This is a genomic window from Gordonia sp. 852002-51296_SCH5728562-b (genome assembly GCF_001665475.1).
Classification (GTDB): domain Bacteria; phylum Actinomycetota; class Actinomycetes; order Mycobacteriales; family Mycobacteriaceae; genus Gordonia; species Gordonia sputi.
The window spans coordinates 1-12,049 of the sequence record NZ_LZMI01000113.1 but is presented as its reverse complement, the minus strand read 5'-3'; the positions used below and the strand labels follow the sequence as shown (position 1 = coordinate 12,049).

The following is a 12,049-nucleotide window of genomic DNA, read 5'->3' as shown; positions in this document are numbered from 1 at the left end:
GTAGACTCATTCTTGAGTCCACTCATTATTGGAGGTGACATGACCCCCGACGCAGCGACCGCCGACGGTAGGCGCGCCCGCAACATGCGCGACAAGCAGGACCGCATCTTCCGTGCGGCAGCCGACCTGTTTGCCGAACGCGGCTTCGAGTCGGTGTCGACGGGCCAGGTCTCCGACCGCGCCGACGTCGCGGCGGGCACGGTCTTCCGCTACGCGTCGACCAAGGGCGAACTGCTCCTGATGGTGCTCAACGAGGAGTTGCGTCGAGCACTCGACGTCGGCGCGGCATCGGCGGCGTCGACAACCGACACGGCCGAGGCGATCTACGAGATGGTGCGCCCTCTGCTCGAGTACGCCCGCGCCAACCCCGAGAACGGCAATGCCTACCATCGGGAACTGCTCTTCGGTGGTTCCGATCATCGTTACCGCGCAGCGGGGCTCGCGTTGGTCGCCGAGCTGCAGGACCGGATCGCGCAGAGACTCGTTGCCGATTCCGGCGACGATGCGGTGGCAGACAGGGCAACGCTCACCGCCAACATGATCTTCGCCGTCACCGCACTCGCGATCGCCCGCGCCTCGACAGGCGCGCATTCGGATCGTGATCCGTTCGACGACGTACGCACCCAGGTCGGCATCGCGGTCGACGGCTTTCACGCGTAATCAGCTCGTACACAGAACTTCTCGTCCGTTCTCGATAGTTCCGTCCACGAAACCTTGAGGTAGTCATCCATGCTCCAGACCGAAGCTGAGCCATTGTCATTCGGCGCGAAATACCGACGCTTGCTGCTCGCCGTCGTCCTACTCGGAGCACTCACCCAACTCGGGCTGGGTGCCTTTTACCTCGGCGTCGGACATTCACCCTCGCCACGGAATGTACCCATCGGCATCGTCGGCCCAGAGCAACAGACGCACAAGCTCACTGCCGCAGTGGAAGCCGAGGGCAAGTTCGATGCTCGATCCTATGAATCCATGGACTCGTTGCGCGCCGCGATCGTCGATCGGGAGGTCGACGGTGGGCTGGAGATCACGCAGCAGGGCATTGTGCCGGTGGTGGCGAGTGCCGGCGGTGCGCTCCCTGCGACTGCGCTGAAAGCCGTTGCCTCAGAGGCCAACGTGAGCAACCAGCTCCCGCAGACGCTTGCGGTCGACGTCGTCAAGCTCTCCGAAGACGACATCAACGGTGCGTCGATCGGCTATATCCTGCAGGTGATCTCGCTCGGCGGCAGTATCGCGTCACTGGGCCTCGGACGGCTGATGCCGCGAGTGCCGCAGTCGCTACGACGTGGGTTCGGCCACGTGGCGGCGCTGGTCGCCTACGCCGCGGTGTCGGCCGGGATCGTGCTCCTGTTCTCCTGGTTCTACGGTGTCGGCAGCTCCGCGGACCAATGGCGACTCTTCGGCACGTACACCCTGATCTCGTTGGCCATCGCCGGCTCGACTGCCGGTTTGGTGACGTTGTTCGGGCCGATCGGATCATTGGCGGGCGGCTTCTACTTCCTCATCGGCGCGACGCTGTCGGGTGCGTCGATCCCGTGGAACTTCATGCCGACCTTCTGGGCGAAGCTGGGAGAATGGCTACCCACCGGCGGTGGTGCACAACTGATTCGCAACTCGTTGTACTTCCCCGAGGCGGGGTCGGGGACTGCGCTGCTCTGCCTCGGGCTCTACGCCGGGCTCGGCACGGTGACGGTGCTGATCTGGAACATGTTGGGTAACAGAAGCTCTCGCACCTCGGCCGTCGATGTCGACATCTTGTACCCGATCACGCACGAGCACCACCACCAGGATGGCGATCACGAGCATCGCCATGAGGCTGGTGAGTCGGCAACCTCCTGACCAGGGCGCAGTACACGGTTCCCAGACGGGGCTACGCTGAGTAGCCTCGACGGTGGCAGTGGTCGGATGACCTGCCACAACTCGTACGACGGGAGCGTGCAGATGCCTGACAGCGCAGAGGTATTCGACCTGACGAGCCTGCGTGTGCCGATCGTCGTCGCGCCCATGGCAGGCGGGCCGTCGACGCCTGCGCTGGTGATCGCGGCTGCGCAGGCGGAAGCCGTGGGCTTTCTGGCTGCGGGCTACAAGTCGGTCAACGCACTTGCAGGCGAGATCGACGAGGTCGTCGCGTCGGGTGTGGACGCCTACGGTGTGAACCTCTTCGTGCCGGGCGGACCCGCTCGCGATCTGGGCGCGGTGCTCCGCTACCGCGAAGAGTTGGAGCCGGTCGCGCGACGGTACAACGTCGAGGTCGGGCACGTCGTCGAATTCGACGACGATGCGTATGCGGACAAGGTCGATCTGGTGATTTCCCGACGAGTTCCCCTGGTGTCGTTCACGTTTGGGCTTCCGGGCGAGAGCGTCGTCGACCGTCTCCACGGCGCCGGAATCGCAGCGGTTGCCACAGTGGCCGATCCGATCGACGCGAAAGCTGCTGCCGCGCAGGGGGTCGATGCACTCTGCGTGCAGGGGTTCGAAGCCGGTGGGCACCGTGCGACCCTGTCGACGACGGCGGAGCCTTCGCAGACGTCCACGATCGAGTTGGTGCGTGAGGTCGCCGAACTCGTCGACATCCCGATCATCGCCGCCGGCGGGATCGCAACCGGCGCACACGTCGACGCCGCGCTGGCCGCCGGTGCCGTCGCGGTGCAACTGGGTACCGCACTCCTCGACAGTGCGGAGGCTGGCACCAAGCCAACTCACCGTGCAGCACTGCGCAATTCACGGTTCACCGAAACCGTGGTGACCAGAGCGTTCTCCGGGCGACCGGCGCGTGCGCTGCGCAACGAGTTCACCGATCGCTACTCGCCACTCGCCCCCGCTGAGTACCCACAGCTGCACCATCTGACGAGTCCACTCCGCTCGGCCGCAGCTCTCGCCGGCGATCCGGAATTCCTCAACCTGTGGGCCGGGACGTCGTTCCGCGACAGCGACTTCGGCCCCGCCGCCGAGATCATCGCGCGCATCTGGTCGCAGACCGCCGCCGCGCGCGGGTTGGGCAGCTGAGCGGGTCTGGTTGTTGCGCGGGCGGTCGGGCCGGCAGGAAGTAGGGGAAGGGTTCTTTCCGCGGGTTCTGTGCGTTTTCTCGAGTTACTTCGCGGGGAAGGGTGTGAGACTAGGGGAAAGTGTGTTTCCCCTAGTTCCTGCGACGCGGGCGGATGGCGTCGTCGGGCGGGCGCGGCGCGGGCCGGCAGAAGGTCGGGGGAAGGCTGCGCGCGGTCTGGCAGAAACTAGGGGAAGGATTCTTTCCGCGGGTTCTGTGCGCTTTCTCGAGTTACTTCGCGGGGAAGGGTGTGAGACACGGGAAAGTGTGTTTCCCCTAGTTCCTGCGGCGGCGGACCACTCTTCCCCCACTTCCTGCGGCGGCGGACGACCCTTCCCCCACTTCCTGCGGCGGCGGGTTCGCGCCCGCCCCGACGCCCGCGCACGACGCCCACCCCGACGCCCGCGCCGACGGGCACTACGCTGTAGGCGACATTCCGCTGACGAAAGAGCACACAATGGAGCCAGGCGTCACTGCTGAGGCACAGCAGGTCATCTCCGATATCTCCGCGCGCTACGGCCTCTCGCAGGACGCGGTCGTGGCCATGCTCTACGCGGTCAACTCGGGTGGGGGCACGATGGCCCAGTTCAACATTCCCGAGCTCGGCGGCTCCGGGCAGTGGATGCGCGGCGGCATGACGATGGTCGGCGACATGTTCAACAACGGCCTCAAGGCCCGCGTCGACGGTCTCTGCAACGAGCTCGCCCAACTGCTCAACACCACCCAGGTGTTCCCGCCGGCCGCGACGACCAGCACACCGTTCGGATACTCAGCCCCCAACACCTGGTGGCCCGCCGACCTGGGAGTACCCAGCTCGTCCGGAGGTCAGAACGACTCGCGGTATGCGGTGTTCCCCGCGACCCGACGCCTCGCGACCCAGGTGAACGGCGTGGTTCGCGTCTTCGACACCGGCGAGCACCAGATCGGCGGCGTGCAACAGCAGCAGAGCGGACCGCCCGGGACGGTCAGCTTCACGAGCCAGTTCGGCACCTTCGACACCACGAGTTTGCGAGAACTCGGCGTCAACGACGTCGCCGCGACACCGACCGCGGCCCCGGAACCACGCCACGCGGCACCAGAACAGTTCGACGCCGCGCCGCAGCAGTTCGACGCCCCGCCGCAGTTCGACAGCCCACCGCAGCAGTACGCCCCGGTGCCAGACAGTGCCCCGCTCGCGACGTCGTCCGGGCCCGCAGGATCGGACGCGATCATCGCGGCGATCGAGCAGCTCGCCGGTCTGCACCAGCGCGGAATCCTCTCCGACGACGAGTTCTCCGCGAAGAAGGCGGAACTGCTCGGCAGGCTCTGAGGCCGAACCTCTGAGCTCGAACCTCTGGGCTCGAACCTCTTACGACGACGCCCCCGCAGCGCGCAGCGCGCCGGCAAGAAGATGGAACGCGATCGTCGTCGACCGTTCGCGCACGGCCGCCCGGTTGCCCGGGAGGTGCAGTGTGCGGGTCAGTGTCGGCCTGCCCGCGACGCCGATGCCGAAACAGACTGTGCCGACGGGCTTTCCGGGTGTCTCGCCGCCGGGTCCCGCGATGCCGGTGGTAGAGATCGCGGTGTCGACGCCCAGGCGAGCCATGACGCCCTCGGCCATCGCGGCCGCAACCGGTTCGCTCACGGCACCGAATTCGTCGAGCGTCGCCGCCGGTACGCCGAGGCTGTTGATCTTCACCTCATTCGAGTACGAGACGACGCCGCCCTGCACGTACGCCGACGATCCCGCTCGATCGGTGAGTCGGGCGGCAACCATTCCGCCGGTGCATGATTCCGCCGTGGCGATCAGTCGCCCGGCCAGCAGTGCGGCGACCTGGTCGTCGATGGTTGAACCGTCGGTGGAGAAGGTCTGAGTGGGATACAGCTCGGTCAGAAAGTCGGCGAGCGCGGTGTAGTCCCGGGCGGCAGAGGTCGGGTAGCGCGTGACGATTTCGAGTTCGCCGCGTCGTAGGCAGGTGGTGATCTCGAGCTGATCGAAACCCGGGACGCGGCCGGGTGCGGCGCGCAGTCCCTCGGCCAGGTCGGCTTCGGGCAGTCCGAACATGCGGATCGTGTCCTGGCGCATGTCGGGGTGACTGGCGACGGCGTCGACGATTGGTGGTGCCGTGATGGCGTTGGGCCACATCGCCTGCAACTCGGCAGGCGGCCCGGGAAGGACGAGGACAGCGGGTAGCCGACCGCGGGCGCGCGGGTCCTCACCTGCGGGCACGGCGACTCCCGGGGCGGTGCCTGTCGGTGGAATGGGTTGTGCGCCTTGCGGAATCATTGCCTGTTTGTCGATGCCCGCCAGGGTTGCGGCGCTGGCGGATTCACTGCCGCCGCGGCCCTGCCACCGTCGGATGATGTCGGCGATGTGATCGCGGAGCGGTTCGTCGAGTTGCAGTGGTCGACCGGTGAACTCGGCGACGGTGGCCACGGTGAGGTCGTCGGCGGTGGGGCCGAGTCCGCCCGTCGTCACGATCAGGGATACACCCTCGTCGGCAAGAAACCGTAGCTGGGCGGTGAGGTCTTCCGGCCGATCGCCGCAGATGGTGATGTGGGCGACGTCGACGCCCATCGCGAACAGTTGCTCGGCGACCCACGGGCCGTTCTTGTCGGTGATTCGTCCGGTCAGGACCTCGGTCCCCGTCACCACGATGCCCGCTCGTACCGTCACGGGCCAAAGCCTATCGCTGAGGCGACGACCGAGGCATCCGTGCAGGTCAGGTCAATCGGGATGCGGCGACCTCGTCGAGCACCGCCTCGCTCGCGACGTGCGGTGGGGTGCTTCGTGGCCAGTGCATGATGACTTCGGTCAAACCCAACTCGGCCGCGCGGCCGGTCAGTTCGTCGAACATCCCGATGCTCTCCAGCGACTGCGCGGGTCCGGAATCGATGCTGAGGTACCGGGCGAAGTCGGAGCCATCCGGTCGATTCGCGAGCTCGGCGTCGACGATCTCGCAGTTGCGGGCGATGCCCGCGAACCACTCGTCGGTTGTGGCGGCCGTGGTGTTGCCGGTGGTGATCCAACCGTCGCCGAAGCTCGCGGCGAACCGTACCGACCGTGGGCCGTTGCCCGACATGAGCAGCGGCACCCGGTCTCGCACCGATCCGCCGACGAGCCGCATGTCGCGCGCGGTGTAGTACTCGCCGTCGGCGTCGACGTGGTCTTCGCGCAGTGTGCGGTCGAGCAGTCGGGAGAATTCCTGCAGCCGATCGACCTTCTGGCGTGCGGTCAGCTCCGACTGCCCGAGTAGCCGGTCGTCGGGGGTACCGCCCGCGCCGAGGCCGAGCAGGAATCGGCCGTCGGAGATGTCGACGAGGGTCTGCACCTCGCGCGAGAAGGCGACGGGATGTCGGAAGTTGGGGGACACGACGAATGCCCCGAGACCGATGGTGCTGGTGACCGTCGACGCCGCGGTCAGGATGGGCACGCACGAGAACCAGCGGGAATCGGGCAGGCCGCCCCAGACGAGGTGGTCGTAGGTCCAGGCGTGGTCGAAGCCCATCTGCTCGGGCCGCTGCCACAGCGGGCGGGAGGTCCGCCAGTCCAGATCAGGGAGAATGCAGATTCCAAAGCGCACGCGGCCAGCCTAGTGCCCGACCCCGACAGCAATTCCCATCCCGACAGCGTTCCCATCCAGACAGGGCGCGGCGTCGAAACACTTCTGAGCTCGCCCCGAGGTGAGTTCAGACGCTGTTGAGCACGCCCGCACGCCCCCGGGGAGCGCGAATCGCTTCCGCAACGGACAATCGAAAGGTGTGGCGATCGATGGACTGCGAGGATCGATGAATGACGACCTGGTGGTGCTCGTGGATGACGACGGCCACCCGCGTGGCACCGCGAATCGACTCACCGTGCACGGCACCGACACCCCGTTGCACTTCGCGTTCTCGTGTCACCTCGTCGACGCCGCCGGACGCATTCTGGTGACACGCCGCGCACTGGAGAAGAAGACGTGGCCAGGCGTGTGGACCAATTCGTTCTGTGGGCATCCGCGCCCCGGTGAGAGCGTCGAGGACGCGATAGCTCGCTACTCCCAGCGCGAGCTCGGAATGGACATCGCCGAGCTGCGGCCGATCATCCCCGACTTCCGGTACCGGGCTGTCGACGCCAGTGGTGTCGTCGAGAACGAGGTGTGTCCGGTCTATGCTGCGCGCCCGGTCGGCGACGTGGCGCCCAACCCGGACGAGGTCATGCAGTACGCCTGGGCGTCGATCGACGACATCTGGGAAATCGCACGACGCACGCCGTGGATGCTCAGCCCCTGGTTCGTCGACCAGATCGCCGAGCTGGGCCCGGCGGTCGGTGCATACGAACGCGCGTCGGACCTTCGGGACGCCCGATGAGCAGACGCACGCGTGTCGATCTGGTGCGCCCGCACGCCCGCTACGACGAGGTCGCCGACGCCAGTGCGGCGTTGGTCATCAGCTCGTACTCATCGTCGTTCGGTCTTGCGTCGAGGCTGCTCGCCGAGCCTGCGCGATCGCACGTCCGCAACATCTATGCGCTCGTCCGTGTGGCCGACGAAATCGTCGACGCTCCGCGACCGGGGCAGGGCGTCGACGAACGGCAACTGGCGCTCGACGAACTGGAGACCGAGACCAACGCGGCGATGGACCGGGGATCGAGCACCAATCTCGTCGTTCATGCATTTGCGAGATCGGCGCGACATGTCGGCATCGACACCTCCCTCACCGCACCGTTCTTCGCATCCATGCGGACCGACCTGACCCGCACCGTGCACGACGAGGCCAGCCTCACCGAGTACATCTACGGTTCGGCGGAGGTCGTCGGATTGATGTGTCTGCGCGCATTCGTGGCCGACGAGGCCGCGCCGGATCAGCGCTACGACGAGTTGTACACCGGTGCAAAGCATCTCGGTGCGGCGTTCCAGAAGGTGAACTTCCTGCGCGACTTCGGCACGGACAGTGGCGATTTGGGGCGTCGGTATCTGATCGGTCTCGACCCGGCCGACCCCACGGATGCCGCGTGGACGCGTTGGCTCGACGAGATCGACACCGATCTCGCCATCGCGGCGGACACCATTCCCCGACTTCCCCGCGGTAGTCGCGTTGCGGTGTGCGTGGCCCACGACCTGTTCGCGGAACTCAACTCCCGACTGCGCGCAACCCCGGCGAGTATGGCTGCGCGGCAGCGTGTTCGGGTTCCCACCGCCACCAAGACACGTATTGCGGCGACCGCTTTGCTGCGTCGAGGGCATCCCCGCACGACGACGACCGTGGTGGTGGGTGCGTGAACGCAGTGCGTGTTAAACCCCAGGGCACGCGCGTGGCAATCATCGGCGGCGGCGTCGCAGGACTCGCGACGGCAGCGCTGCTCGCCGACGACGGATACGAGGTCGATCTCTACGAACAGCGCGCCGAGCTCGGTGGGCGCGCGGGGTCGTGGGAATCCGACGGCTTCCGGTTCGACACCGGACCGTCGTGGTGGCTGATGCCGGAGGTCTTCGACCACTTCTACGAGTTGCTCGGCACGTCGACCGCCGAGCAACTCGATCTGATCAGACTCGACCCCGGCTATCGGGTGTTCTTCGAGGGGTATCCCGATCCGGTCGACGTCCACAGTGATGAACGACGCTCCGTCGAACTTTTCGAGAAGCTCGAAGATGGTGCAGGACAACGGCTGTCGGAGTACCTCGCGTCGGCGCGACACGCCTACGATATCGCGGTCCGACGCTTCCTCTACACCAACTTCGACACACCCCGGGCGTTCGCCGACCCGGAGGTGCTGCGTCACGCGAAGACGCTCGTGCAGTTGCTGGGCACCAGCCTGGACACGTTTATCGCGAAACGCTTCACCGACCGCAGACTGCGACAGATCCTGGGCTATCCCGCGGTGTTCCTCGCATCGTCTCCCGAGCGCGCGCCCGCCATGTACCACCTGATGAGTTGGCTCGACCTCGACGAAGGCGTGCGTTACCCCGACGGAGGATTCACTCGACTCGTCGAGTCGCTCGCCGCGCTGGCGGAGCAGAAGGGCGCACGCCTGCACACGGGCGCCACGGTGTCGGAGATCCTCACGCGCCCAACCGAACACGCGGGAAGGCTGCGACCCGTGTCCCGACGCCGGGCCGACGTGACCGGTCTGCGCATAAGTGACGCCGACGGCGCCGAGCGGATCGTCGACGCCGACGTGGTCATCGGTGCGGCCGATCTCCACCACATGGAGACCCGGCTGCTGCCCCGTGAACTGCAGACCTTTCCGCAGCGGTGGTGGAACCGCCGCACGTCGGGTCCAGGTGCGGTGCTCGTCTTCCTCGGTGTGCGTGGCGAACTGCCGCAGCTACAACATCATTCGTTGTTCTTCACTGCCGACTGGACGGCCAACTTCGATGACATCTTCGAAACACCAACGGCGGTACCCGATCCCGCGTCGTTGTACGTATGCCGACCGTCGGCGACAGATGACTCCGTTGCCCCGGAGGGTTACGAGAATCTGTTCATGTTGATCCCGGTACCCGCCGACCCCGGCCTGGGACGTGGCGGTGTGGACGGCGCGGGCGACCCGGTCATCGAGCAGATCGCCGATCGTGCCATCGACCTCGTCGCCTCGTGGATCGGGGTGGACGATCTCGCCGACCGGATCGTCGTCCGAAGTACGACCGGGCCCGGCGACTTCGAGGCCGATCTGAACTCGTGGTCGGGCGGTGCGCTCGGACCGGCACACAAGTTGTGGCAGAGCGCATTTCTGCGCGCCAACAACCGATCCGCGAAGGTGGGCGGGCTCTACTACGCGGGCGGCACCACGCGCCCCGGGATCGGGCTGCCGATGTGTCTGATCAGCGCAGAACTGATCCGCAAGCGACTGCGCGGCGATCATTCGCCCGGGCCGTCGCAGGGCTGAACCCGCAGGTGTGAGAACGATTCTCACGCCGATCCGATCAGTCCCGCGACGATGTTCGCCGAGAGCAGCACCAGCGGAAGGCCCCCGCCCGGGTGGGCCGACCCTCCGACCAGAAACAGGCCCGGTACACCAGATGCGTTGGCGGGCCGCAGGAATGCCGCGCGTGGACCGTTCGACGACGATCCGTAAATCGATCCGCCAGGAGTGAGCGTCCGGCGTTCGAGGTCGGCGGGACTGACGACGATGCGGTGACGCACCCGGTCTCGCACATCGACCCCGCGCTGCGCCATGAGGTCGAGGATGTGGTCGGCGTAGGAGTCGGCCAATCCCCTGCTGTCCCAATCGGTTCCGCCTGCCGGATCGTGTCGGGGTGCGTTGACCAAGACGAACCACGAGGCCGTACCGGGTCCGGGACTGACCGCCGGATCGTCGGCTGCGGCGATGTAGATCGTCGGGTTCGCGACCGGACGAGCACGGCCGCCGCGGCCGAACACCGAGTCGAACTCGTCGTCGTAGTCGTCGGTGAACAGAACGTGATGGTGCGGCTGATCGGGCGGCGCATCGTCGAGCGCGAGTAGCAGCACGAAACCCGAGAACGACGGCGTGGTCTTCTCCAGTCGTCGAGCGGCGCGCCGTGCCTGACGAGTTGCGACGAGTGTCGGATACACCTGTGCGGCATCGGCATTGGCGACGACGAGGTCGGCACTCCGGCGAGCACCGTCGGCGGTGCGTACGCCGTCGACGCGTCCACGCGCATCGGTGGTGAGCGCGGAGACCTCGACGCCCAGTTCGATGCTCCCGCCGAGAGCCGACAACCTGCCGGCCAGGGCCGTCGCGATCGAGCCGAGCCCGCCACGGATGTACCACGATCCCCAACGTTGTTCGGCGTAGGGGACACTTGCGAGCGCGGCGGGTGCGCGCCGGGGATCCGACCCGGTGTAAGTGGCGTAGCGGTCGAGGAGCATCCGCAGCCGGGGATCGCAAAGATACTGATTGCCCAACCCGCGCAGAGTGCGCCACGGCGCGACGGTGGCGAGATCGCGCACGTCGAGTGCGCCGGAGGCCATGTCGCGCACAGTGATCGGTGATTCCAGGAACGGTCGATGTGTTGCGTCCCAGATGCGTTCTGCGCGCTGCAGAAACGATGTCCACTGGTGGCCGGTGCCCGCACCGAGCGCGGCGTCGAGTGCTGCGGGAATCTCCGACATCTCGCCTGGCATGTCGAAGGTCGTGCCGTCGGGGAAGCGATAGCGTGCGGCCGTCTCGAGTCGTTGCAGGGTCAGCGAATCCGACAGTGGTGCACCGGTATCGGCGAAAAGTGCTTCCAGAATGTGCGGCAGCGTCACCAACGACGGCCCGGTGTCGAAGACGAAGCCGTCGAGCGAGATCACGCCGAGCTTGCCGCCGATCTCTTGCGACTGTTCGAGGACGGTGACGTCGTGTCCGAGCGCGGAAAGTCGGACGGCGGCGGCGAGCCCTCCGACACCTGCTCCGACGACGATGATCGAACTCATGCCTGCACCGGGCGACCCTTCCACCGCAGCGCGCCGCGTCGATGTCCGACGATCGAGTCCGCGGTCAGAGTCGCCAGCGCCAGCACCGATACCGGATGAAGCAGGGCGTCGGGCCATGCGTGGCCGCCGGTGCGTCGAGCCGTCACGACCCTCGATGCGACACCTGGCAGGTCCCCGATAACCGGTCCAGGCAGTTCTAGAGCCAGTTCCTTGTTGTGATCGTCAGTCGATCTCGCAGCCCACGGGGTGATGCTGGTGGGTGCATCCGGCAGCGTACTCGGCCGGGGTTCGGTAGCCCAGTGCCGAATGCCGGTGTCGGTGGTTGTGGTCGGCCTTGAAGTCGCCGATGACCACACGGGCCTCCAACAGGGTGGGCCAGCAGTTGCGGTTCAAGCACTCGTCGCGCAACCGGTTGTTGAACGACTCGATGAACCCGTTGTTCCACGGTGTGCCGGGCGGAATGTAGGAGATCCCCACCGACCCTGCACAGAAGTCGCGCAGGGCTTCTGAGATGAACTCAGGGCCGTTGTCCATGCGCAGCACCATGGGCGGGCCACCCCAGATCGCGAAAGTCTTCTCCAACTCCTCGATCAGCCGTTCGGCGGTGATCGAGCGGTCCACGATGTTCAGCAGCGATAGCCGGGTGTG

At 66.6% G+C, this 12,049-nt stretch carries 12 protein-coding genes; 7 read left to right on the top strand and 5 right to left on the bottom strand.

Annotated features, from left to right (window positions below):
- Window positions 1-39: 39 nt before the first annotated feature.
- The 4 genes from A5766_RS19275 (at window position 40) to A5766_RS19260 (ending at window position 4,349) form a co-directional block, all read left to right on the top strand.
- Entirely contained in the window at window positions 40-660 is a 621-nt protein-coding gene (locus tag A5766_RS19275; RefSeq protein ID WP_064906031.1) for a TetR/AcrR family transcriptional regulator, read from the top strand.
- Between the two features lie 69 nt (window positions 661-729).
- Window positions 730-1,836: an ABC transporter permease gene (locus A5766_RS19270; RefSeq protein WP_064906029.1), complete on the top strand. Its 1,107-nt coding sequence runs from the start codon at window positions 730-732 to the stop codon at window positions 1,834-1,836.
- 102 nt (window positions 1,837-1,938) lie between these two features.
- On the top strand, window positions 1,939-3,003 hold the full coding sequence (locus A5766_RS19265; protein WP_064906059.1) for an NAD(P)H-dependent flavin oxidoreductase: 1,065 nt from the start codon (window positions 1,939-1,941) through the stop codon (window positions 3,001-3,003).
- Between the two features lie 494 nt (window positions 3,004-3,497).
- Window positions 3,498-4,349, top strand: coding sequence for an SHOCT domain-containing protein (locus A5766_RS19260; RefSeq protein WP_005203371.1), 852 nt, complete (start codon window positions 3,498-3,500; stop codon window positions 4,347-4,349).
- 39 nt (window positions 4,350-4,388) lie between these two features.
- On the opposite strand, the gene A5766_RS19255 is transcribed toward A5766_RS19260, so the two are convergent.
- Together A5766_RS19255 and A5766_RS19250 are read right to left on the bottom strand one after the other, a co-directional pair.
- Window positions 4,389-5,696, bottom strand: a complete 1,308-nt coding sequence (locus A5766_RS19255) for a competence/damage-inducible protein A (RefSeq protein WP_005203369.1) — start codon at window positions 5,694-5,696, stop codon at window positions 4,389-4,391.
- A gap of 46 nt (window positions 5,697-5,742) precedes the next feature.
- Window positions 5,743-6,603 (bottom strand): LLM class flavin-dependent oxidoreductase, encoded by an 861-nt coding sequence (locus A5766_RS19250; RefSeq protein ID WP_005203368.1) that lies wholly within the window; start codon window positions 6,601-6,603, stop codon window positions 5,743-5,745.
- Window positions 6,604-6,808: 205 nt separating this feature from the next.
- Between A5766_RS19250 and idi the strand changes: the two genes are divergently transcribed.
- Genes idi through crtI form a run of 3 tightly spaced genes read left to right on the top strand, consistent with a single transcriptional unit; the run spans window position 6,809 to window position 9,887 of the window.
- Window positions 6,809-7,369 carry an isopentenyl-diphosphate Delta-isomerase gene (idi, locus tag A5766_RS19245; RefSeq protein ID WP_005203366.1) on the top strand — a complete coding sequence of 187 codons (561 nt, stop codon included), beginning with the start codon at window positions 6,809-6,811 and terminating at the stop codon, window positions 7,367-7,369.
- On the top strand, window positions 7,366-8,280 hold the full coding sequence (locus A5766_RS19240; protein ID WP_005203364.1) for a phytoene/squalene synthase family protein: 915 nt from the start codon (window positions 7,366-7,368) through the stop codon (window positions 8,278-8,280). Before idi ends, A5766_RS19240 begins: the two co-directional genes overlap by 4 nt.
- Complete coding sequence (crtI, locus tag A5766_RS19235) at window positions 8,277-9,887, top strand: phytoene desaturase family protein (RefSeq protein WP_005203363.1); 1,611 nt, start codon at window positions 8,277-8,279, stop codon at window positions 9,885-9,887. Before A5766_RS19240 ends, crtI begins: the two co-directional genes overlap by 4 nt.
- Before the next feature lie 23 nt (window positions 9,888-9,910).
- Here the strand turns inward: crtI and A5766_RS19230 are convergent, their stop codons facing one another.
- The 3 genes from A5766_RS19230 to A5766_RS19225 form a co-directional block, all read right to left on the bottom strand.
- Window positions 9,911-11,401 (bottom strand): phytoene desaturase family protein, encoded by a 1,491-nt coding sequence (locus A5766_RS19230; protein WP_064906058.1) that lies wholly within the window; start codon window positions 11,399-11,401, stop codon window positions 9,911-9,913.
- Window positions 11,398-11,547 (bottom strand): hypothetical protein, encoded by a 150-nt coding sequence (locus tag A5766_RS24090; protein ID WP_174273020.1) that lies wholly within the window; start codon window positions 11,545-11,547, stop codon window positions 11,398-11,400. The genes A5766_RS19230 and A5766_RS24090 overlap by 4 nt, the downstream gene beginning before the upstream one ends.
- Window positions 11,548-11,623: 76 nt before the next feature.
- Window positions 11,624-12,049: integrase core domain-containing protein (locus tag A5766_RS19225; RefSeq protein WP_156527523.1), on the bottom strand; the 426-nt coding region annotated here is incomplete at its 5' end.

Excerpts from the sequence above, each read along its gene's own strand:
- A5766_RS19230 (WP_064906058.1), bottom strand. The coding sequence starts at position 11,401 with ATGAGTTCGATCATCGTCGTCGGAGCAGGTGTCGGAGGGCTCGCCGCC.
- A5766_RS19275 (WP_064906031.1), top strand. The coding sequence starts at position 40 with ATGACCCCCGACGCAGCGACCGCCGACGGTAGGCGCGCCCGCAACATG.
- A5766_RS19270 (WP_064906029.1), top strand. The coding sequence starts at position 730 with ATGCTCCAGACCGAAGCTGAGCCATTGTCATTCGGCGCGAAATACCGA.
- A5766_RS19240 (WP_005203364.1), top strand. The coding sequence starts at position 7,366 with ATGAGCAGACGCACGCGTGTCGATCTGGTGCGCCCGCACGCCCGCTAC.
- A5766_RS19260 (WP_005203371.1), top strand. The coding sequence starts at position 3,498 with ATGGAGCCAGGCGTCACTGCTGAGGCACAGCAGGTCATCTCCGATATC.
- idi (WP_005203366.1), top strand. The coding sequence starts at position 6,809 with ATGAATGACGACCTGGTGGTGCTCGTGGATGACGACGGCCACCCGCGT.
- A5766_RS19265 (WP_064906059.1), top strand. The coding sequence starts at position 1,939 with ATGCCTGACAGCGCAGAGGTATTCGACCTGACGAGCCTGCGTGTGCCG.